Here is a 23,628-nt window from a genome sequence, read left to right as displayed (position 1 = left end):
TTACTCCCTTCCCTTCTATAAATTAATAACTCAACTTTGTATTAATTGCAATTATACAATACAACAATAAACATAATTCGTCAATACATTACAGAAAGGGACTACCTTATAAATAATCTTTATCATAAGATAGTCCCTAACAAAATAAATATTAATATCGTAGGATAGTTCTAATACACGCACATCTATTTCTTTATAATTATTTCACTAGCATCAGAAATTCTAATACTGTCTTTAACTTTATTTCCTGATACTATCGTTCCATCTGCTTTATAAGTACCAGGAGTTATTACTCTTGCATAGTAGTACAAATCATTATCATATTCACTATTTTTACTAATGTACATTGTAACTTTTTGTCCTTCTACATCTCTATAATAATAACGTTCATCATTAAGACCATAGTTATTCGAACTATCAATCGGTACTAAACCTGAAGGAGCAAAATCAGTTACAGAATAATATCTATCAATAGCATCTTTATCGATATCTACATCCAAAACTACTTTTACAATATCTGATTGATCGAATGTGTTAGTTTTTTTACCTGTAGAATAATTAAAGAATTCTTTTTTGATTTTTATATCTTCATCTTGTTTTTGAGCTTCAACCAATTCTTTATCATATACAGCTATTAATGCAGCATCTCCTTTTACACTATCTATTTTGAATTCTCCAAGTTTGCTTGAAGGAATATCTACTGTGAAAGTTCTTCCTTTTTCAATAACTTCTTCATAAGTTTTACCTTGATATGAATATGTTATATGTGGTTCTGTACTATTGACTTTCTCTATTTCATTAATGATATAATTTAATATTTCACTATTAACCAATATTTCCTTAGAATAAGTATCAGAAACATATTCATAATAGAGTTCTTTATCCTGCATATTAATGTTTGACGCTAACATCATCATCAATGCTGTATATTCCAGATAACTATCTTCAGATCTACCGTATTTGATTCTCTTGACTTCTTTGAAGTTTTCTTCATATTTAGCTATTTTTTCTTTGTATATACTTTCTGCCTTATAATTATCTCCTAATTCACTATATGCTAGTGCTAGATATAGATTATCTCTCAAACTAAGATTACTAACTCTTTCCAACTTCTCTATATTGAGTAACACAGGTTCATCTAAAACAGCTAAACCATACATAGCGGCAGCTTTTGATCTACAGTCAATATTTTTTAATTCATTGTATAAATACATTTTCACCTTTTCAACATTTATGTGGTCTTTAATAATTGGAAGTAATTTTACTGTTGTCTCAAGATCACTGTCAGCATATGGTAATATAGCATACCCTCCATCCATTATCTGGTAATCGGACAACTTAACTTCTTCTTTCAATATATCTTCCATTTCAAATTTATCAGTTAATACTTTACTAGCTACGTAAGATATATATTTTTGGTCTATCCTTTTTCCACCACTGTATGTGAGTGAATATAGGTCAGGGATGAATTTTCCTCTTCCCTCATCAACAAATGTTAAATTAGTTATTCCTTTATCGGTAGTTTTTATCTTAAGTCCTTTTACTAAATCATAGTAATCTGCAGCCTGCATTTCATGGTAAGTGTTAACCACGTTTATAGTCTGTTTCAAACCATCTGTAAAACCTGATTCTGATATAGCTTTTACAATAATATTATAAGTCCCTTCATCTTTCATATCCCATAATGGAATATTAACTCTCTCAAATGCTTTTCCTGTAGCTGTTGCTGTATAATCCGTTCCTTCTGCTGTTACTTGATATTTAATATTTTCTCCTTCTTTTAGTTCTTTTCCATATACACTAACCCCTATATATGGTTTATCTCCTGTCAAATAAGTCTTATTCAGACTTGTATTCATAAAGAATGGTAACGAAACTATTAATTCTTGTTTATCAGAACCTGCCATCAATGTCTCAGAAATACCTTCAAAAGTCATACGCCAAGACGTAACATTATCAGGAAGCCTAAATGTGAATGTTCCCTCTCCATTTTCATCTAGTTTCATTGTTTTGAATAATGCAGTATCCTTAAATGTTGATCTTACAATTGCCTCATCAAATTTAAGATCATCCGTCTGAGCCATTTCTTGCACATCACATTTCGCTGTATCACAACTCTTGTTCATAAAATCATATCCGAATCTGATTCCATACAAATCCATATTAGCGCTGGTATTGTTATGTGAACCATAAGTGCTTCCAATGCCTCCATTAACCCACTGATACAATTCTTCTAATGTATCAACATTATTATCACTTAATTTTAATAATGCCTCATCAACCAGACTAACATTAACATATACATCTTTGACTGGTACATTTTTATTTTTCTCCACATTAGCCATTTCTGCTTTTAATGAAACCTTACATATATCTCCTGGCTTATAATTTTCTTTATCCGTTTTAGCGGTAAAATTAATTTTATTCATATTATAATTTAATCTTGGAGAAAAATCTTCGGCTTCAATATAAGTTTTTCCATTAAAATATACTCCCATTATATCTACATTAGGAACATACTTCTTATCAAATGTTTTCTTATACTCTGGTGAATTGGATAATTCATATTCTTTTATTCCATTTTGTGCTGTTACATATAAGTAATTCCCTTTTTCTAATAAATCTTCATTATTTACAAATTTAATATCCATTTCTTCATCAACATCATACTTATCTTTATCTGATATCAACATATATCTATCATATTTATGAGGTTCTTTATCAGGATTAGATATTATATGTCTTCCAAAATATGATTTGAATTCCATTTTTCTTCCATTGGAATCAACTGAATTAAGTTCAGCAGTATAATAACAATCTTCTAATTCTGGAAGGTCCAATTTGATTTCTGCTTTACCATCTTTATCAGTTACTAGTGAAACTTTCTTGACAGTAGTTTTTTCTGTATAATATTCATATTGTTTTCTTACGACTTTATTTATGAAGTCATAATATTCCCCTATCTCTTTCCTCTTCCATTCATTCTTGTACACAGTTCCTTTTATTTTTTGCCCTTGTTTAGGTTCACCTAAATAATCCAAATCATCTTTAGCTGTTTCGTTATTTAATCTAGTTAGATCGTATTTATTGACTTGAACTTTCATAGTACCGATATCTTCTTCTATAACACTCTCAATATCAACATTGATATCATTTATAAATACCCTTACATCATCGTCCCCATATATAGAACCCGATTCAGGCAGCTCAGCATTAGCATTCAGTCTAGCATATCTAATACCTTGAAATTCCTCAATATATTTAGGAGTATAAGTTATACGTGCGATACCGTTTTTGTCTGAAGTTAAATCTCCATTTTCATATCCTAACCCATTAATACTATATCTTACATCTAGATTAGAAACAGGTGTACCTTCAAAGAATAACGTATTTATATCAAAATTAACCTTTTCATCAAGAAATATAGCCTCTTTATCCTTTGATATACCAATTTTATATGCAGGTTTGATATAGTTCTCTACATCTACATAAGTAGTTGATATTATCTCTCCATTAAGTTTAACTGATAATTGATAGCTACCTTCATCTAAGTTGGGAAGTTTGATTTTTCCATTGTAGAATCCCTTATCAGTATCTACCACTACTTCTTCATATGGCATTTCTTGGGCAAAAGGTAGATAATCCCAATAGAACCAACCTCCCTGTGATAGACTTACTGTAACTTCATCAATTTTCTCCTCAGCATATCTATTCTGTAGAAATCCCCAAAATTCCACTGTATCATCAGGCTTGTATAGACTTCTATCGGTTTGAAAATACTTCCAATAGTACTTACTCATATTTTCTCTACCATAATTAGTGAAATCCATTAATACAGCACTTTTATTACCCGATTTTATTTTGTATATGTTATTACTATTTTCATTACTGTTATTTTTAACTATCTCAACTATACCTGTTTCATTACTCCTATAAACTTCATCTGTATCATGCAATGTAACAACAGCATCTTTTATTTGTTTTCCTGTTTTTAGGTCATTAAGCCATAATATGTTTTTACTGTCTCCATAATTATTGCTAGAAATATTTCCTGCATTTTCAGCTTTATATCCTATTATCTGTCTTTCACCCGAACTCATATAATAGAAGCTAAGATCTGTTACTTGTATAAATGTTTGGAAATTAATATCTTCCCAATTACAATCTACAACATAAAATCCACTAGGTAATTTATCAGGTAATTCAACAAAATTGACATCGCTATTGCTCTTATCAACAACTTGGTCAAAGGACAATACTTTTTCTAATTCCTTTGTTTCTATTTTTTCATCTTCAAAAGCAAAGTAACACCATTTTGGAATTCTATCGTATTTACTTACAGCATCTGAAAAATCATCAATCGACTTATACGCATAAACAGATACTGATATAGGACTAGACATCTTTTCATCATTATAGATATTATAATTCATTGGTATCATAGGAGTCTCCGATGTTCCAAACTCATTCATAATATTTCTAAAATTAAAATAACCATCTGGTCTCTCATAATCATCATTTTGTTTTGGAGAAGTTTCAAAACTAAATTTATAATCATCTTTTAGATCTTGATCTGAATCTTTTAGTTTCACTCCTTTTTTAAGAGTTACAGTGTATATTGTCTTATAGTCAAGTCCTCCTTTTGGGACAAATACAACTACATCTCCATGAGCTTCGAATTTTCCTTCTACTTTTGGACTAATCTCAAAATAATCTTTTACATCAGCCCCTTCATGACTGAAATAAAATTCAATTCCTGTATTAACTGGAACATTAACTGATTCATCTCGTGGTAATGAACCTAATAATGTGAACGAATTCATAGTTTGAAATGTCCATGTTATGTCTTTAAATTTAAATGTATATAAACTATTTTTTTCAAGCTCTTTTTTAAGAGTTATCATATAGCCTTCATCTGTCTTGTTTACACCAAATTCAATATCTCCCTCAATACTAAAATCTTTTTTGACATCGTCTATTGTAATATCTTTATTCTCGTCAGTTTTCAATAAAAATGTTGTTTTTGTATCAATACCTGTACTATCAACTTTTTGGGGTATTAGAGCATAACCATCTCTAAACTCCTCTGCTTTAACATCAATTCCTTTATAGAATGAACTGCTGTTGAATAATGTTATAAAAAGTACAGCCATCAAAACTAAACTTACTATTTTTTTCTTCATATTCTTTCTCCTTTCAAATTTATAGAAATATCGTTTAGTAAATGGCAAAAATGTCATTTATACTGAAGTTATATTCTTTTAGACGTTTGTATCATAAGAAATGTTCCATAATTTGAGAATAAAAATACTATGTCACATAAATAACTATTCATAATAACTATTTTATTTCAATAATAAAAGAACTTAAAAAAACTTGGACTTCATATCCAAGTTACTTTTATCATTTATAAATATTTTTCCATTCTTATATCCGCTCTCCATTTTCCTTGATAATATACAAATTCCTTGATACGAGTAAATTCCTTATAACCTATTTTTTCATAAAAAGCTCTAGCTCGTTTGTTATATTCAAAAACTCCTAATTCTATACGTTTTAATCCTAGTTTTCTACATTCGTTTTCAAGATATATCATTGCAGTCTGTGCAATACCTTTCCCTCTATATTCTTTTTCTCCTATACAGATACTAATCCATCCAGTATTTTTTTCTTTTCTTTTGATATGTGGAGGATCAATCATAATTGATAAGTCTCCAATAGGTCTATCTCCATCTTTAATAAGATAAATGTGCTTATTATCAGATTCATTAGCACTCTTGTATAGTTTTTTCGGATCACAATCAGGCATCTCTCCTTCAGTAAAATTTGCTCCGATAAAATACTTTATATCTGGATCATTACTCCACTTTGCTATATATTCAAATGGTTCATATTGTGTTATATCTATTTCTTCTATAATTATGTTCATAATCTGTCTTCACCCTTATTATTATTGTTATATTTTTATCATTATATCATTTACATTATATATTTGAAATAAAGAAACTATAAATTGTAATATTTACTATAAAAGAATTTACGGATTATCATTTTATAATTTATTTTCAAATGCTACCAAATAATAAAAATTAGCATAAAATCTCATGATGATTTTACTATTTAATATTAAATACTTTTCTAGCGTTATTGTAAAAAACATCTTCATGATACTTCCTTGGTATAATCTTTTTCACGAATTCTATATATGCTTTTGTATCTACTAAAGGCCAATCAGAACCATATAATATCTTCTTATAATCATTAGCATAAACTAGAGCTCTTTTAATATGTTCAACAAATAGTTTTCTGTTTCTTACTCTTTTCACTTCTTTTTTATCTCCAACTATAAGTCCTGATATATCTGCATATACATTACTATTCTTATAGATTACTTCAGCACAATCCATTACCCAGGGATCTCCTAAATGAGCTATTATAAAATTAACTCCTCTGTACTTTACTGCTATTTCATCTACATCTAGTGGCTGTGAAAATTTCAAAAGACCTCTTTCTGAATAAGTATCTCCTGAATGAATTACAATGGGCATTCCATATCTTTTGGCTAATTCATATATAGGTGTGTAAATGTGGTCATATACATGATAATGATAATAACCTGCGTAGATTTTTAATCCTACAGCTTCCTTATTAATTATATATTTCTCAATATTACTGAGTTCCTCATCTTTATTAATACCTATAAGTTTATCCGGATTAATTCCTATACACATATTCATGTTATCAGGTTTTCTGGTTTCTAGATCCAACAGCATAGGATTATTACATGAAGAATCAGGGAAATTACCTTCCCCTGTTTCTTCAAGTCCCATACCAATACTCATTACAACATTATTTTTAGTGAATTCATCGTTATATCCATCAGAAGAATAATCAACTAGAGATATATCTTTTGCTGTTTTTATGAATGAATCAATTTCAGAAAAATGTACATGAGCATCTATGATTTTCATTAATAGTATTCTCCTTATATCTTTTATAATATGTCAAAACTTATTTTATATAGGTTTTCTAGTACTACATCATTAAGATCATCTTTACTAAAAATCATAAAAGCAGGTCTTGATAATATTGAAGTAGCATTATCACTACTTATATATTCTATAATTGTTTCAAATGAAGTACCATTAGTATTACCAAATACAATAGCCGAACCATTAGTATTAAGCATATGAATCAATCTGTAGTCTGACATAATAGAACCATGGTTCAAATATTTGTCAGTAAATATATCAAATTCTGTTTCACCACATTTATAGATAATTTCTTCTCTTCTATCTTCTACTATCACAAAATTGTTCTTTATATCATCAGTATGCTTAATAAATGCTACACGATTAAATGGATGGTCTTCTAGATACTTCTTACTATTCTGATGTATAACGGCAAAATCGCATAAAACAGGGACCCCTGAAAGTAATAAGAAATATTGATCTATACTTACTCCTTTGTATTCTGCATTTTCTTTTATATCAACTGAACTTTTTATTCCTGACCAATGATTTTTGAAGTTATCTTCTAGAGTGACAAATTCTGCTTTGTTCTTTTCCTTATATAACGAAGCATAATTGAGTTTGTCATATTTATATAAATAACCTCCGGTCCAAAAATTCCACCAGCTTTTTACACATGCTTCAGGGAAACTACTATCAAGCCATTCTTCATCTTTATGTTTTAATGAAAATATACCTTGAGCAAATTCTGGTGATGATTTTATCTTGATTATTCCATTGTCAGCTTCATATACTTCTTTATCCTGTTCTATATATTGTTTTAGTACTACTTCTTTATTATCTTTAAAGAATATTGCTCTTTCCCTATTAACATTCTTCTTACCCATATCAACTTTCATTTTCAATATATCCATCTCTGCTTTATTCTTACACAAACAATCAACTGATGCTTTATTTCCCTCAAAGTCTAATCGTTTACTTACGGGATCAAATAAATTGTTTTTAGAAGATATTGTAACAGAACCGTCAACTGGTACCATTTTAGCTTCTTCAAAAGTAACTTCTATATCATCATCTAAAAATGGGTTGCCACCATTAATGACACATTCAAAACTTTGTTTAATATTATTATTATTAATGTCGTCATTACCCATGTATTTTCTAAAATCATACCATGAATTAAATGTATCTATTGTTAATATAATCGGTTCAATGATATAACTTTTACCTGGTAATAAATTTTCTATTTTAGAATCAGTGACAACAAAAATCTCATTAAAAGAAATTTCTGTACCTTCGTACCAACCGATACCAAATTTATTTGAATTATTAAAAATCCAGTTTTCACTTAGTTTATTAGCATCCCATTGTTTTGTTAATACTCCATCGTAATTTGGTGTCCTTACTATATTATTATTTATAGGCATTAATGCATCATTTAATAAATAGTATATTGTTGAAGTATAATATAATTCATCATAAGTGTAACTGTCGGAAAGATTTTTTATTTCAGCATATACTTTAACAACACCGTTAGCATATAGTTCTATATAATAATCAAGCATTATATCTTTAAATTTTTCCAATTCATAAGTTGCCTTAATAATTTCTGCCTCTTCTGTAGAATCAAGTAAAACACCATCAGCTTTTTTATTAGATAATTCAATAGTATAGGGCTTTCCTATCTGTGGTGATTGTAAAAAAATACCATCATCATCTTTACTACCTAATTTAGTAAAATCAATAGAATTATCCTTTTTCATCAATTTAATACTATAGTGTCCATTGTATATACCATAATATTCTTCGTCTTCACCGTGATATTTTCCTGTTGCTCCCCTAAATGGTCCTCTAACATTAACGATATGCTTAATCTCATCTCTAGGAGTATAAATTTTTACCTCTATTTCTTCGTCATAGAAACCATAATCTGATAGTTTACATGGTACAGATATTGATTGTTTTTCTTTTGCTTGAAGAGAACACTTCACTATGTCATCATTAAATGAAACCCACTTTTTATCTTTTAAAGAAAAACTAATACTTACATCTTCATCAAAGTTATTCTCAATATTAATATAACATACATTTGATTTATTTAAATATTTTTGCTCTTCCTTATTGGCTATAGCCATTTTTATTGGATTATTAGGATATATTCCTACTCTAAACAAAGCATCTTTGCCATTGATAGTGATAATTGCTGCAACACAAGGGTGACTTCTGTATTTATCTTGTTCTTCATCAATAGTATCAACAAAAAATCCGCCACTAATTATTTCTTTATTTTTTATTGATCCTGTATATTCAGTATTATTAGTTATGTTTTTGTCTGTAGTCCCTTTGATTCTAATATCAAGTTCTTTGCCTGTTTTGTTAACTAATTCATATTTGACTTCGTAATTTTTTCCAATGACTAATTCTTTTTTGTTGACTCTTGCTCTAATTATATAATCATTTGTTTCTATACATGTCAATCCTCTTCCGTTTCTCTCGAATTCCATTTTGAGAGTAACATCCTCTTTTTGCCACATGTATTCATAATATTCGAAGTCACCTTCAATTCTTCCATCACTTTCAATCTTGATTTCTCTAACATTGTCATCATACCAATCCATTGTATTGAAGTAATCTTTGACAGCTTCGGTACGCATTACATATGGTAAAAAATTCATTAGGTGAGTGCTTCCGTCTCTATTTTCCCAGAAGAACCCACATTTCTTGTATACAGGTACTGCTTTATCATTCCCCTGCCAAGTATATAGATCAAGTCTTGGCCATTTTGCATCCATAGCCATCTTAACACATTCTTTTACTAATGTCTTACCTATTTTCTTGCCTATATGATCTGTTCTAACATTAAGTAATGGTATGTAAGATGCACCTTCATCATGTCGATATTGTGAGAAACTGCAATAACCTACAACTTCATCTCCATCAAGAGCTAAAAACGCACATATATTACCCATTTTCTCATTATCGTTTATAACGCCTTCCGCGGTAGTTACTGTTTGCTCTCCTCCCCAGTTTGCGCCACTTTTGTTCCACATATCAGCTACTTTCTCTGCATAAGAATGATTATATTTTACGATTTTAATTTCATCCATTGTTGTACCCCCTTCTTATTAAAAAAATGGAAAAAAATAAGCTGTAGTATTCTACAGCTATAATATAATAAAAAAACTGTAGTATTAACTACAGTATTTTTACACAATATTAATATATAAAAACTGCAGGATTTTACCTACAGCATAATATAACTCATCAAAATGTTATAAATAGAAATTACCTATTATGTGCAGGTCATAATTTTCAATTGTATTAATTTGTTTGTATTGCCCGTTGATTTTATTGATTAATAACATTTTACGACCTCCTTTTTTGATAATTACTACTTTTATATAATATCATGAAATAAATTCCATTACAAGTATTTTTTTAATTAAATTACATATGATGTTTAAGACTGTTCAATTCGCTGATATTAATCTTTTCTTCAATACCTATGATTCCTATTAGAGCATAGCTATTAGTCATTGGATTATATTTTAATTCCTTGACTAAATGGAAATGTTCAATATCAGAAGTATTCTTAAGATGTATTCTTGGACCTGTACATTCAAATTTATCGTTATCTATCGATATATGATTATCATCAACATAACAGACGTCAAGACCTTTCTTAATTAATTCTTTTGTTCTATCTTCTAAATCTTGTATATCAATTTTTGGCTCACTGTCAAATTCCAATACGAAACCATGTTTTACATCATTATGTCCTTCTATATGTTCAAAACCGAATTGTTTCTCTAATACATATCCAGTAAGATCTTCAGCAGTATGAGCCATTCTTCTGTATTTGATGGATTTCTGTACTATCTCGGCTATATCATTTGGGCAAGGACCAAATATACTAGGTCTTGTCACAATAACTTCTTCTCCAATACCTATAATTATATCAGCATTCATTTTCAGATAAGGATACATCAATTCAAAATGTTCAACAATAACTCTTTTACCATTGTTGATTGCTTCTTTTACAGCATCAGCTAACATATACATCTGTGTGAATGCCGACTCGAACCTAACATCAATATGATAAGTATGACTGCTAAAAAAACCTGTGTCTGCCCCATCTAGTAAAGGTAACGGTCTTACATTAACTCCATCATCATCATTAGTGAGTTCCAGTCCTGGAAACATTCCTTTGATGAATACTGATTTTCCTGCTCCTGCATCCCCTATAACACCTACAAGATTATCTAACGGACTTAAATATCTCTGTGATATCTGATGTCCAAGATTCAATAGTCTTTTTCTACCTCTTGGTGCAAAATAAACGGAATACATTAATGCTTCTTGTAATAAAGTTATAGCCATTATATCACTCCTATACAACTATTTCATAAATTTTCTTTCGACTTTCTTTTTTGTTAACCTTCTATTACTGTATTTTTATTGAAATCGTACATAATTAGATATTCTTCATTAATATTTGTTTGTTAATATAATCTTCTAATTGTTATCAGAATCAATTGTCCTTATCATTCTATATTTAGTTATATTGAATCCACATTTTGTATTCCAAAAACGTCTTGCGCTTATATTTGTAATTCTCCAATCCGCTGATAACCATTTATACCCTTTTAATATTAAGTCCTTTACAACATAATTCATCAATTTTGTTCCAACTCCACTATGTGAGACATCTGCATACGTACCTGCTATTGACAGCTCTACACATTTTTCTGGTACTAGATATCCATAATCATCTTCCCATAGAGCTTGAAATGCAACTGGTCTATCTGTTTCAGATATATATAACATTACTTCATCATCATTTACTAGGCTAGCATAACCATCTCTAATCCTCTTTATAGTCTCTACTTGGAGTGGAGCATATACTGGTGAAGCAATTTGATATTTATATATAATGTCAGCCATATCTCTTAAAATATCAGAATCATTTTTCCTGAAAGACCTTATTGATATTTTTGCATCAGATTCACCCTCCTTATAGTTAGAGAGTTTTAACAACCCATGAACTTGTTGAAATGCAAATCCCAACATTTGCAAACTCAACACTTGATTATCTATGTCTAATGTCTCTATTACATGCTCATAGTATCCTAATTCAACCCATTGACTAGAACAATGCTTATATAACTCATATAGAATTTTATCATTGTCTTCACCAAAAGTTGCTATTCCAAAACTCGGAACCCAAGCTTGTCTTTTCTGCTCACCGTTCTTCAGTTCAGCAAACAGAAATCCTACCATTTTTTCATTCTTCATACAAATGGCACCATTTATTGTTTTGTTTTTCATCCAATTTTCTATTTTGCTTCCTAGTAAATTTTCTATTTGCCCAAAGTTTTCATTAATGAGCAATTTACTATACAAATATTCCAAATCTTGAATCATCATCTTTTTCATTTTATTTGTTACTGTACTAAACTCAATGATCTTCATTCTATTTGTTCTCCCTCTCTTTATATTAAATAATATATACTAATCCATCCACACCTACAAATATTCTATACCTTAAAATACCTATTATCAATAAGAGATATTGTCGAATATAGTCATCATATCTAAATGAAATATCCAAAAACATAATACTTGGTTAGAGAAGGGAGTTTTTTGAAACATCTAGATAAAGAAATACTACAGCAAAAGCAACATCGTAATTAATCTTAAGCTGTAGTATTTATTATAGTTATTTGATATTTTAATTTAAGCTGCGTCCTTCTTAATATAATTTCTCACAAAATCATAATTAACATCAATAGTGTATTTGAAATCATCATTCTCAACAACTTTACCTTTTTTGTTCTTCTCATATAGTTTGAATTTAAATGATGCTGATCTACAGCTTTCACAATATATCAGATAGCATTCATAATATTCACCTGTTTTTAACCTGTCATTTTTATACTTATCAATAATTTCTTCTAGAAATATACTCATGTTCAGATTATTAACTAACGTCTCTAGTTCATCAAAGAAACCTTTTCCATTTGGTTTAGGTATATCGAATATTTTTTTCTTTTTCTTATACTTTTTACAGTTATCACAATACTCATATTTATCATATATACTTGAACCACATGCCAAACATCCTGCTAGTAAACCTAAATAGTCAATAATCGTAACAATCCATCCAAAAATAGGATTCGATACCTCTGTTATGTTAGTACTTCTTATACTAAATGAAACAGGTGTATTTTCAATCATATATCTAGTATATTTAGGAAATGTCATTTCACCATAACCATTTACTTCATAATCACTAACATGATTTCCTTCCAAAGAATACTCTATTTTTTGTTCTTCCTCATTAAAACAGCTTAAATAATATGTACCGTATAGAACTGAAACCAAACATACAATAGCCATTATCAATCCAACAAAATAATGACCTCCTGTAATTTTTCTATTAGATAAAACCAATCCTTTAAAATAACCATATCCACATAAATAACCTGTGAAAATTGCTCCTACCGGAATTATAAAAAATAATGCAAAATGTATAACTTGAAAATTAGTTGTAAGTAATAAAGCTAATGGTATAGCAATACTTAATAGTAATGTAAATAAACCTAATATAATACTCATTGTATCCTCCTTAAAAATTAATTGCTTAAATGATTTCTTCGTTTCACACAACCTTTCATATTATAACAAATATGTCAATAGTTGTTAATTAGTATAAAGTAGGGAATTTTTATAGGTCTTTAGTCATTTTTTTATTCATAATCACATATATATTTTATTTTATATATCAATGTTTTCAAAATATTTACTTATGGAAGATTTTTTACAAGCTGTCAATATAGCTTCTAAATTCTTACATTGATTAATAGATGGAACACCTTCTATATTGGTATTGTTTTCAATCTGATATATAAACGAAGCTAATGAAGCTGTATGAGCATCTAAGAAAAATCCTTGAGACATTTTGGGTGTTGGATAGAATTTTAATAGATGCTTGTAGTAACTATCATCAGTATAATATTTTTCATCAAGATGAATATTATTTCCCAGGTAATCATAATACATAACATCTATAGGATTATTATTGACATTAATCATTAATGACCCTTCTGTTCCATATATCCTTACTCGGATACCATCATCACCTACTGCTATTCTAGAAACTTCAACAGTTCCTTTTATATCGTTTACAGTATGTACATGGGTTAATGCCCAATCATCAACTGTAACTTTTTTATAGTTACCTTCACTATCTTTTCTTTCTTTTACGATAGTATCTGTAAAACACATTACTTCTTTTATTGGCTCAATTAGAAATTGCAGAACATCAAAAGCATGACTACCTAAATCATATAACGCTCCACCACCTGATATTTTCTCGTCTAGTCTCCATGCATAAGGTTTATCTGGATTAAGATACGAAGAGTGATAATACTCAATACGAAAACTAGAAATATCTCCTATAACATTATTTTTAATAGCAGCTCTAGCTTTAGCAAATGCAGGGATATATCTCATTATATAACATATTTGAATTCTCGATTTACTTTTTTTATGTCTATTCAAAATTTCTCTGGTTTCTTCACCATTCATGGAAAGAGGTTTTTCACAATAAACATGTATATTTTTTTCTATAGCTTCTATTACTAAATCTTTATGATTGATATTCGGACTACATATATCTATTAATTGTGCTTTATTACTATCAATTTCCCATGACTCTACATCTACAGTTTTTTCAAAACCTAATAACTGCGCTGCTTCTAATCTTTTAACAGGATCTCTTGTAACTAATTGATTCTTAATAATATTACTTTTAATAGGTAAATTTAATAAATTAAAATTATTCATTGCCATCAAATGAATTTTACCAATATACCCTAAGCCAACTAAATTATAATCAATTTGCATTAGTTGTCCTCCTTAATAATAATATAAAAAGCTCCTATTTTATTTAGGAACTCTTATATTATATCATATATACATTTTACAAAATACTACTTTTATATCATTTTACTTACATTCATATAGAAAGCAATTTACTACCTTAAATTGTTTTCTGTTTATCTTACTTTCCTCCTGTTGTAGCAATACCTTCAATAAACTGTTTTTGAGCAAAAAAGTAAATAATTATTGTTGGTACTATAAACATTGTTGTAGCTGCCATTAATGGGCCCCAAGCAATACTATGTGCTGTTAGATATTGTCTTAACCCTAGAGACAATGTATACATATTCTCGTTGTTTAAATATATTAATGGTCCTAAAAAATCTGACCAAGAAGTTAAAAATGTAAATATTGTAACAGTTGCTAATGCTGGTTTTATTAATGGGAGTATAACTTTCCAATAAACTTTATATTCAGAAGCCCCATCAATCTTAGCTGCTTCAATTAAAGAATCTGGTATTCCTACTATAAATTGACGCAATAAAAAAATATATAGAGGATATCCAAAAAAACTTGGTAAAATTAATGGTAAAAATGTACCTACGAAACCCATCTTATGGTAAATCATATATACTGGAATCATTGTAACTTGAAAAGGTAAAAACATTGTTCCTATTATAAGCATAAATACTATTTTACTACCAAACCATCTAATCTTAGCTATAGAATAAGCTACTAATGGAGCCGCAAACAGTTGACCTATAACACAAAATACAGTAACAATCAAAGTATTAGAAATATATTTAAAATATGGGATAGAAGTTATTGCATCAACATAGTTTTTCCAGTGAAGTTTAGTTGGTAAAAAGGCAAATTTAATCCGATAAATTTCTTCTGGAGATTTTAATGATGTAGAAATCATCCATAATATGGGAATCAAAAAGAATATACTAAAAACTATTAGAAAGAAATATACTATTATTTTATGTAAATTATCTGTTGTTTTTATACTTTTTGCTTTTACATTTCTCATTAATCTCCACCCCCATAAAATACCCATTTCTTAGAACTTTTAAATACACACAAAGTTATAATCGTGGATACAATGAAAAGTATCCATGCCATTGCTGAAGCTTTACCCATTTCTAGATACTGAAAAGCATTATAAAATATTGATATAGCGTAAAACAACATAGAATTTTCAGGACCACCACTAGCTAACGTATAACTATCTGTCGAAAGCATTACATAAGCTTGAGTGAAATATTGTAAAGCAGCAATAATTCCAATTATTACTTGAAAAAATATAACTGGAGAAATAACTGGTAATGTAATATAAAAAAATTTATGTATTCTATTAGCACCATCAATCTTGGCAGCTTCATATAAACTTTTAGGCACATCTTGCAATGCAGCTAAGAAAACAACCATAGTCATACCACAAGCCCATATACCAATGATTAATAGTGATACTTTCGTAAATTTCGGGTCAACCAGCCACCCTGGTTGATATAAATTTAGTTTATCAAGTATAACATTAATTAAACCGTTCTTTGCATTGTAAATCCACATCCACAATATTGAACAGGCAACAATAGGTACAATTGAAGGAATAAAATAAATAGTTCTGAATATGGACTGTCCTTTAACCTTACTATTAAGTAGCATAGCCATTAACAAACCAAAAATGATATTTAAAGGAACACCAATAATTGTAATATAACCAGTATTTAACATACTTTTATAAAAATTATCATCTTGAAATAGTTGTATATAATTATTTAATCCAACAAAACTCGGTTTTTGAAATATATTAAAATTCGTAAAACTATAGTACAAAGAAAGTATTATAGGAACAACCGTGAAAACTATAAATCCAATTAACCATGGACTGGCAAAAATCAAACCATTTATATTGTCTTTATTTCTTCTTCTCATATTTATAACACCTCCGATATATGTGTAAAATTAAGGAGGCAGTTTTTATTATTTATTACTCTGCCTCTCTTAATAATGATTTATTTTTACTTTAATTATACTATTTTATTAATTTTACATTTTAGGATCGAGTTTCTTTTTAATTTTTTCAATTGCTTCTTCAGCTGATATCTTATTGTTCATAATCATGTCATATTGAGCAATTAACTCGGATACATATTCAGCTTCTGGATTCATTGGAGCAATTGAGCAAATATTATCACCTTGAGCATAATCCAAGAATACTTTAAATCCATTTATATGGTCATAAGCTTTATTGTCCATACAGCTTTTTCTAGCGGGAAGATTCCCTATCTTAGCAGTAAATTTAACCATAGCTTCTTCAGATACTAAATATTTAAGGAAAGTCCATGCTTCTTCAGGATGTTTAGTTGATTGTGGTATGTACATAATACTTGGGGAAGCATATCCAGCATTTTTAAGTTCTGGTTTATCATCAGGATAAGGTAATGGTGCAATTGAATAATTTAAATCTTTTGCAAATTCGTCAATAATTGATACAAGCCATTCTCCATCAAATTTGACTGCAACATTTCCAGTGAAAAATGGATTATCAGGAGACATATATTTGCCAAATGATGAACCATATTTTGCGATACTTTCATAACTATAATTATCTGTAAATTCTTTTTCAAATTTATATGCATTTATTAATGCTTCATCTTCTAAAATTTCCTTACCATCGTCAGAAACAAATTTTGCCCCATACATTGATGCAATATTAAAAATTCCAGGATCAGCTGAAGGCATATAGCCTAATTGTTTAATGTTTCCATCTTCAACTACACTTAAGTCATTTATCATTTGCTTGAACTCACTAATTTTTTCTGGAAATTTATCGTAACCTGCTGCTTCTAACATGTCCTTATTGTAATACAACATGTTAACATGCATTGCTATGGGTAACGCATATAATCTATCGTTAAGAGTTACTGTTTTTACTGTTGAAGGAACAAAATCATTAATATCATATTTATCTCTTTCAATTAACTCAGATAAATCCATCATCGCACCTTTTTGAGCCCATGATGCTACATTAAAATAGAAATTTCCTGCTATATCTGGACCGCTGCCAGTAGATAAAGCAGCTAACTGTTTCTGAATATCTGTACTAAGGAGAGTAACATGAATATCTGTTTGACTCTCATTAAAATCATCTACTACTGCTTGAAGTGCTTCAGCTTCAGAACCAGTCCATAAATGCCAAAAATTTAATTCAACTGTTTTTTTATTATCTACATTATTGTTATCAGTTTTTTTAGTTACCTCATCAACCTTCGACGTGGATTTATCCTCTGTCTTATCTCCGCACCCTGTAATACTAAAACACAATACTAATATTAATAATAAAGTCATAATTTTTTTCATACAATCTAACCTCCATTTTATAATTACAATTTAGTTATCTGAACAAAACAGTATTTGCATTGGATGATCACTACCTGGTACTATTTGAGTTTCTAAATAATAAGTGCTAGGATTACACTTAGAAAATACGTATCCTCTATTTCTTGAATTTACCCATCTAGGTGAAACTTTAATTTGATTACCAATTTTACCAACAAAATAAGCATAAAACCAATTAAGATTAGCTTCGTGTACAGGATCTGTAAAAATCATATCAATTTTAGAATAACCAGACCAAGGATTACTTAGATTTATTTTCAACTTATAATCAATACCATAATTACCGTAGTTCTCAACCTGTTTATTATCTACACTACTATAGCCTACCTCTTTTTCTCCTGCTAAATAGTTATATTCACTTCCCCATCTTGGATCATTACCAAGATTAATATATCTATTTCCTGTAGTTCCATTATAATTTATAGTGGATTCTCTTGTATTAGAGTTCCATTTTCCTCTAGTTATCCCTACAATATCCCCTTTATAATTGGTTACCCAAGGTAAAATAGGTATAGATAAAATAGATGCATTATCAATTCCGTTACTAGGATCGTTATTAGGATAATTATCAGAAATAACAGTTGTAACTTTTGCAGTATCACTATTTCCATTCATATCAGTAATATTAAAATCTATTATAGCTTCACCAGTATATTTATCATTTACCTTTCTTATTGTAAAATATTTTGTTTTTCCAGCAGGTATATTACCCCAGAAAATATCATTTGTACTTTTACTCAACCAATCTTTTGTTATTTGGCTACCACACTTAGCAGCATCTAAATCTTCTCCAACACCAATTCTATTCCAAAAAATTTTTATGGTATGATTAGTAGTATTGGATAATGCTATACTATAATATAAATCTTTATTACCATGGTTTTGATGGTAATACATCAATCTAAATCTACCATTGACCTCCTCCCTATAGCTCGCCCATGTTCCCTTAAAAGTTCCATTATCAGGTTGATTAGTCATAAATGGCATTAATACCTCTGGCATATCAACAAATATTAAAGAATCTCCTGTTTGACTAAAAGATGTATATGTTGTTAATTTCTCTGCTACTGGTATTGGTTCAATACAATCATCAACACTATAAGCATGAATAGGAACATTTGTTGAAATTGTTAATATCATACAAATCATAATTAAAACAATTTTTTTCATTCTACTAACCTCCAATTTACCTACAAACTTTATACTTTTCTAATAATAATCCTCTTTATTATTTTGTTTTTCACCTCCATGGAATCAATATTATGTATTAGAACTATAAATCATTTAAAAGTAATTCCAATTTCATACAATCTATTCCAAGGAATATTAACATCAAAATCAAATTTTAACCCCATAAGGTTTTTGTTTTGGAAATCATATAATTTATCTTTAATTGTGTCACATACATAATCTAATTTATCCTCTAGATTAAAATATGAAATTTGCATATCTTCTAACATATCAATTATGTCCTTTCTCACATAATGCTGATATGCCCAATCTTCAAGATATCTCTGACATAAAAATTTCTTTGATTTGATTTCATTTGAGTCATATAATTTATTATTAACAATATAATAAGAGGTAACCATGCTATGTGCTATTACTGTTCCAAGTGTATTAGAAGATGTATTCCAGCCAGCATATGATAATAACTTGTCTAATAAATGATAACTTTTTAGAAGCATCATCATATCATCATCTACATCATTTACCTGTGCAACATCTGCTACAGCACATGGAATATCTTTTTCAATATAATATTTAACTGCAAGGACAAATTCATTAATATTTCTATATGGATCATTTAATTCAATTCTTTTAAAAATTGAATCATTACCATCATATAACCTTAATGTATTATAAGAAGGTGGATTTACCATTAATACAAAATCACACTCTAAAGAATTATCAACAACTATACCTCCAGCTGCAATTATTTGATATTTTACTGTTTCGTGAACACTCCTATCCTCTAATCTAGGTATTAATGTAGGTCCTACTACAGAAGAATATCTTATATATAACCTTGGCTGATATTTTATAATTTTATTAAATGCCCTTGTAACTAACGTACACCCTACTTCATCAGCACCAGGATAGGAGTAAATTTTATGTAACAACCCTTTTTGGCGAATTATACTCATTATATTTCTTCGCTCTTTTGAGCTAAATCCAAACTCTGAACAATCATCCATAGGAATAATTAAAAAATCTATAATATCTTCTTCTACATAATTAATAACTGCTTTAGTAATCTTATTATTTAATTCTCTTCTTTTAATATAGTCTTGCATTGCATCACTGGGTATTTCTTCTTTTATTATCTCTTGTTGTTGTTTTTCCTCGTTTGAAGAAATATTTTGTGAAATTTTATCCATTAGAGCTCCCAGTTCAAATATTTTTTCTCCATATAATTCATAATAATCTGGTTCTTCATCATCACTATTATAAGATGGAACTCTCATTATTGTATCAAAAGCATATATTTTTAATTTATCATTTATATTCTTAAACTTCTTTAGTAAATTAAGGTTATTAATACACTGAATATAAGGTCTATTATGAATTCTTGATGGTATTAATCCACCGTATATAAACATATCTATAGATAGTACCAAATAATCTATATCACTAATGTTAGCCTCCATCCAATTAGAAAGTAAACTAATATCAGCATTTTTCTTTTTCATTCCCATTATATTAACTGGTGGTAATAGAACCTCAACATCACTTATGTCAAGTATCATCTTAGGATATACAACATTCACCGGACGTTCATCTAAAGGAATGTACATTATTCTTTGTGGCATTTTTATCCTCCTAACAATTTTATTATAAATATTTGAGTATTAATTTTGCTGCACCATACATTGTTGCTTTGTTACTAAGTAAAGCACTATTAATTTTTATATCTTTATCAATTTGTAAAATAAAACTATCCCACCATATTTCTTTTGAATTAATTAACCCGCCACCTATTATAAATATTTCTGGATCAAGTATATTTCTTAAATTATTGATTGCTATAGCTAGAGTCTTAATGGCTTCATTAACAACAAGATTAGCTATATTATCTTCTTTAATATATAACTCGAAAACTTCTTCTGCCTTATTAACCTTATTTCCACCTATCATCTTATTATATCTTTTTGTTATTCCATTTCCCGATACATACTGCTCTAAGCAGCCTTTTTTACCACAATTACATTCTATTCCATCTGGATATATAACTGTGTGACCAATTTCACCTGTACTAAAGTGTTTTCCCCTGACTAGCTTATTATCACATATTACAGCACCGCCTACACCAGTTCCTAAAGTTATCATTATAATATTTTTGTAACCTAATGCACTACCAATCCAATGTTCACCTAACACAGCAGTATTAACATCATTATCCGCTATAACAGGAATTTTATATTTAGTTTCTACTGTTTTTTTAATATTTAGATTAGTCCACCCTGGTAGATTATCTGTTGCATAATCTACTATCCCCTTATTATAGTTAATTCTTCCTGCTGAACCCACTCCTATACCTTTTACTTCTTTATCCATTAACTTATTAATGATACTAAAAATACTATTAATTATTGCATCTCTTCCACATAATGCGTTTGTTGGAACTTTAATACTTTCAATTAAAGTCCCTTTTTCATTAATTAAACCTCCTAATATTTTAGTTCCACCAATATCTATACCAATAACTTTTTTCATTTTATACCTTCCATCCCCCCACTGATTAGGCTTAAATTAATTAATACATTTTTTCTAATACCGCTTTAGCTGTTTTATCCAGACTCTTTACACCTTTATCTTTCATCTTAATAGCTACACTAGTATATAAAATATCTAATGTGTGAAGTTGTGCTATCTTAGATGTCAAAGCCCCACTTCTTAGAGGTGTTTCTTTTGCTGATGTTAATAATACAATATCTGACACAGCTGTAATCGGAGACCTTGCATAATTAGTTATACTAATAATTTTACAACCTGTTTTTTTTGCTAAAGTACATGTTTCAACTGTATCTTTTGTACTTCCTGAAAAAGATATTCCTATAGCTACATCATTTTTCCCTAAATTTACTGTAGATATTGCTTGAATATGTGGGTCCAAATTTACTGAAGTATTTAACCCTAATCTCATAAACTTATAATTAGCATCTAGTGCTACATATGCCGAGGCTCCTACTCCAAAAAATACTATTTTATTTGCATCTTTAACTAACTCTACAGCTTTTTCTAATTCATCTAGATCAATCATTTTTGTTGTGTTAGATACAGCTACTATATTCTCATTAGTAATTTTCTGTACTAATACATCTAGGGAATCATCAAAGGAAATTTTATCATGGATATTGGTTTCTGGTTCGACTATATCCTTTGCCATCTTTAACTTAAACTCTTGAAACCCAGTTAATCCAATATGCCTACAAAACCTAATAATTGTTGCTTCTCCAGCGTTACATTTTTCAGCAAACTCTGTAACCGAAAAGTAAATAACTTCTTGTGGATTATTAAGCACATAATCTGCTACTTTTTTCTGTGATTTGGTTAGTGATTTATAACAGCTTTGAATCTTTAATATAATACTACTTTGCTCTACAATAAAGCATCACTCCTTTTAATATACGATACAAATCTTTTCGTTATTTCTTGTGGTCTTGTTATTGCACCACCTACTACAATGGCATAAGCTCCAAATTTCAATGCCATAACTGTCTGTTCAGGTGTCTGTATTTTACCTTCACCTATAAGAGGAATATCTATATCTTTTGAAAGTCTTTCAATCAAATCAAAATCTGGTCCATTAATTTTAGTACTATAATCAGTATATCCTGACAATGTGGTTGATACTAAATCAAACCCAAGTTTATATGCTTTAATTCCTTCTTCATATGTAGATATATCAGCCATCATTAATATGTTAGGATACTTGATTTTTATTTGTTGAAATAATTCTCCAGTTGTTAATTGACCAGGTTTTTCTAATTTGGTTGCATCTATTGCTACAATATCAGCTCCAGCTTGTACTATTTTATCCACTTCTTGTATAGTTGGAGTTATATAAGGTAAAAAACCATCATATTTCTTTTTAATTAATCCAATTATAGGTAAATTTACCTCACTTTTAATTTCTTTAATATCTTCATATCCATTAGCTCTTATAGCAACCGCTCCACCTAGCATAGCAGCTTTTGCCATTTTCTTCATAATGAATGAGCTATGGAGTGGCTCATCTTCTAATGCCTGGCATGATACAATTAAACCGCCTTTTATCTTTTCTATTATATCCTTTTTCCCCATACCTTTCTCCCTTCATAAATATGCAATTTCTATTTAATTTTTAATACTTGAAATTTATATA

At 29.0% G+C, this 23,628-nt stretch carries 16 protein-coding genes; all 16 read right to left on the bottom strand.

Going from position 1 to position 23,628, the window contains the following annotated elements:
* Positions 1-185: 185 nt before the first annotated feature.
* The 16 genes from QMG30_RS12290 to QMG30_RS12215 all read right to left on the bottom strand — a co-directional run bounded on the left by QMG30_RS12290 (position 186) and on the right by QMG30_RS12215 (position 23,567).
* Positions 186-5,183, bottom strand: coding sequence for an Ig-like domain-containing alpha-2-macroglobulin family protein (locus QMG30_RS12290; RefSeq protein WP_281815756.1), 4,998 nt, complete (start codon positions 5,181-5,183; stop codon positions 186-188).
* A 224-nt stretch (positions 5,184-5,407) separates the two neighbouring features.
* Positions 5,408-5,929 (bottom strand): GNAT family N-acetyltransferase, encoded by a 522-nt coding sequence (locus QMG30_RS12285; RefSeq protein ID WP_281815754.1) that lies wholly within the window; start codon positions 5,927-5,929, stop codon positions 5,408-5,410.
* 187 nt (positions 5,930-6,116) lie between these two features.
* A complete protein-coding gene (locus QMG30_RS12280; RefSeq protein WP_281815753.1) occupies positions 6,117-6,971 on the bottom strand; it encodes an amidohydrolase family protein in 855 nt (284 codons plus the stop codon).
* Positions 6,972-6,994: 23 nt separating this feature from the next.
* Complete coding sequence (locus tag QMG30_RS12275) at positions 6,995-10,078, bottom strand: GNAT family N-acetyltransferase (protein ID WP_281815749.1); 3,084 nt, start codon at positions 10,076-10,078, stop codon at positions 6,995-6,997.
* Positions 10,079-10,418: 340 nt separating this feature from the next.
* Entirely contained in the window at positions 10,419-11,351 is a 933-nt protein-coding gene (locus QMG30_RS12270; protein ID WP_281815747.1) for an alanine-tRNA synthetase second additional domain-containing protein, read from the bottom strand.
* Positions 11,352-11,486: 135 nt separating this feature from the next.
* Complete coding sequence (locus QMG30_RS12265) at positions 11,487-12,443, bottom strand: GNAT family N-acetyltransferase (RefSeq protein WP_281815746.1); 957 nt, start codon at positions 12,441-12,443, stop codon at positions 11,487-11,489.
* Between the two features lie 264 nt (positions 12,444-12,707).
* Positions 12,708-13,589 (bottom strand): hypothetical protein, encoded by an 882-nt coding sequence (locus QMG30_RS12260; RefSeq protein WP_281815744.1) that lies wholly within the window; start codon positions 13,587-13,589, stop codon positions 12,708-12,710.
* 159 nt (positions 13,590-13,748) lie between these two features.
* Positions 13,749-14,879, bottom strand: coding sequence for a Gfo/Idh/MocA family protein (locus QMG30_RS12255; RefSeq protein ID WP_281815743.1), 1,131 nt, complete (start codon positions 14,877-14,879; stop codon positions 13,749-13,751).
* A 157-nt stretch (positions 14,880-15,036) separates the two neighbouring features.
* Complete coding sequence (locus QMG30_RS12250) at positions 15,037-15,888, bottom strand: carbohydrate ABC transporter permease (RefSeq protein WP_281815742.1); 852 nt, start codon at positions 15,886-15,888, stop codon at positions 15,037-15,039.
* Entirely contained in the window at positions 15,888-16,793 is a 906-nt protein-coding gene (locus QMG30_RS12245; protein ID WP_281815741.1) for a carbohydrate ABC transporter permease, read from the bottom strand. The genes QMG30_RS12250 and QMG30_RS12245 overlap by 1 nt, the downstream gene beginning before the upstream one ends.
* A 114-nt stretch (positions 16,794-16,907) precedes the next feature.
* The gene (locus QMG30_RS12240; protein WP_281815740.1) at positions 16,908-18,221 is read right to left on the bottom strand and encodes an ABC transporter substrate-binding protein; all 1,314 of its coding nucleotides are present in this window, start codon (positions 18,219-18,221) and stop codon (positions 16,908-16,910) included.
* 30 nt (positions 18,222-18,251) lie between these two features.
* Complete coding sequence (locus tag QMG30_RS12235) at positions 18,252-19,430, bottom strand: hypothetical protein (RefSeq protein WP_281815739.1); 1,179 nt, start codon at positions 19,428-19,430, stop codon at positions 18,252-18,254.
* 110 nt (positions 19,431-19,540) lie between these two features.
* Positions 19,541-21,073, bottom strand: a complete 1,533-nt coding sequence (locus QMG30_RS12230) for a DUF4127 family protein (protein WP_281815737.1) — start codon at positions 21,071-21,073, stop codon at positions 19,541-19,543.
* Between the two features lie 22 nt (positions 21,074-21,095).
* Positions 21,096-21,977 carry an ROK family protein gene (locus QMG30_RS12225; RefSeq protein WP_281815735.1) on the bottom strand — a complete coding sequence of 294 codons (882 nt, stop codon included), beginning with the start codon at positions 21,975-21,977 and terminating at the stop codon, positions 21,096-21,098.
* A 40-nt stretch (positions 21,978-22,017) separates the two neighbouring features.
* On the bottom strand, positions 22,018-22,839 hold the full coding sequence (locus tag QMG30_RS12220; RefSeq protein ID WP_281815811.1) for a MurR/RpiR family transcriptional regulator: 822 nt from the start codon (positions 22,837-22,839) through the stop codon (positions 22,018-22,020).
* A gap of 23 nt (positions 22,840-22,862) precedes the next feature.
* Entirely contained in the window at positions 22,863-23,567 is a 705-nt protein-coding gene (locus QMG30_RS12215; protein WP_281815733.1) for an N-acetylmannosamine-6-phosphate 2-epimerase, read from the bottom strand.
* Between the last annotated feature and the right edge of the window lie 61 nt (positions 23,568-23,628).

Origin of the sequence: Vallitalea longa (assembly GCF_027923465.1) — a bacterium.
Classification (GTDB): Bacteria; Bacillota; Clostridia; order Lachnospirales; family Vallitaleaceae; genus Vallitalea; species Vallitalea longa.
The sequence above is the reverse complement of the archived record's forward strand: the minus strand, read 5'-3'. Positions and strand labels throughout refer to the sequence as shown.

Excerpts from the sequence above, each read along its gene's own strand:
- QMG30_RS12255 (WP_281815743.1), bottom strand. The coding sequence starts at position 14,879 with ATGCAAATTGATTATAATTTAGTTGGCTTAGGGTATATTGGTAAAATT.
- QMG30_RS12240 (WP_281815740.1), bottom strand. The coding sequence starts at position 18,221 with ATGAAAAAAATTATGACTTTATTATTAATATTAGTATTGTGTTTTAGT.
- QMG30_RS12290 (WP_281815756.1), bottom strand. The coding sequence starts at position 5,183 with ATGAAGAAAAAAATAGTAAGTTTAGTTTTGATGGCTGTACTTTTTATA.
- QMG30_RS12245 (WP_281815741.1), bottom strand. The coding sequence starts at position 16,793 with ATGAGAAGAAGAAATAAAGACAATATAAATGGTTTGATTTTTGCCAGT.
- QMG30_RS12285 (WP_281815754.1), bottom strand. The coding sequence starts at position 5,929 with ATGAACATAATTATAGAAGAAATAGATATAACACAATATGAACCATTT.
- QMG30_RS12270 (WP_281815747.1), bottom strand. The coding sequence starts at position 11,351 with ATGGCTATAACTTTATTACAAGAAGCATTAATGTATTCCGTTTATTTT.
- QMG30_RS12260 (WP_281815744.1), bottom strand. The coding sequence starts at position 13,589 with ATGAGTATTATATTAGGTTTATTTACATTACTATTAAGTATTGCTATA.
- QMG30_RS12235 (WP_281815739.1), bottom strand. The coding sequence starts at position 19,430 with ATGAAAAAAATTGTTTTAATTATGATTTGTATGATATTAACAATTTCA.
- QMG30_RS12225 (WP_281815735.1), bottom strand. The coding sequence starts at position 21,977 with ATGAAAAAAGTTATTGGTATAGATATTGGTGGAACTAAAATATTAGGA.
- QMG30_RS12230 (WP_281815737.1), bottom strand. The coding sequence starts at position 21,073 with ATGCCACAAAGAATAATGTACATTCCTTTAGATGAACGTCCGGTGAAT.
- QMG30_RS12215 (WP_281815733.1), bottom strand. The coding sequence starts at position 23,567 with ATGGGGAAAAAGGATATAATAGAAAAGATAAAAGGCGGTTTAATTGTA.
- QMG30_RS12280 (WP_281815753.1), bottom strand. The coding sequence starts at position 6,971 with ATGAAAATCATAGATGCTCATGTACATTTTTCTGAAATTGATTCATTC.
- QMG30_RS12265 (WP_281815746.1), bottom strand. The coding sequence starts at position 12,443 with ATGAAGATCATTGAGTTTAGTACAGTAACAAATAAAATGAAAAAGATG.
- QMG30_RS12250 (WP_281815742.1), bottom strand. The coding sequence starts at position 15,888 with ATGAGAAATGTAAAAGCAAAAAGTATAAAAACAACAGATAATTTACAT.
- QMG30_RS12275 (WP_281815749.1), bottom strand. The coding sequence starts at position 10,078 with ATGGATGAAATTAAAATCGTAAAATATAATCATTCTTATGCAGAGAAA.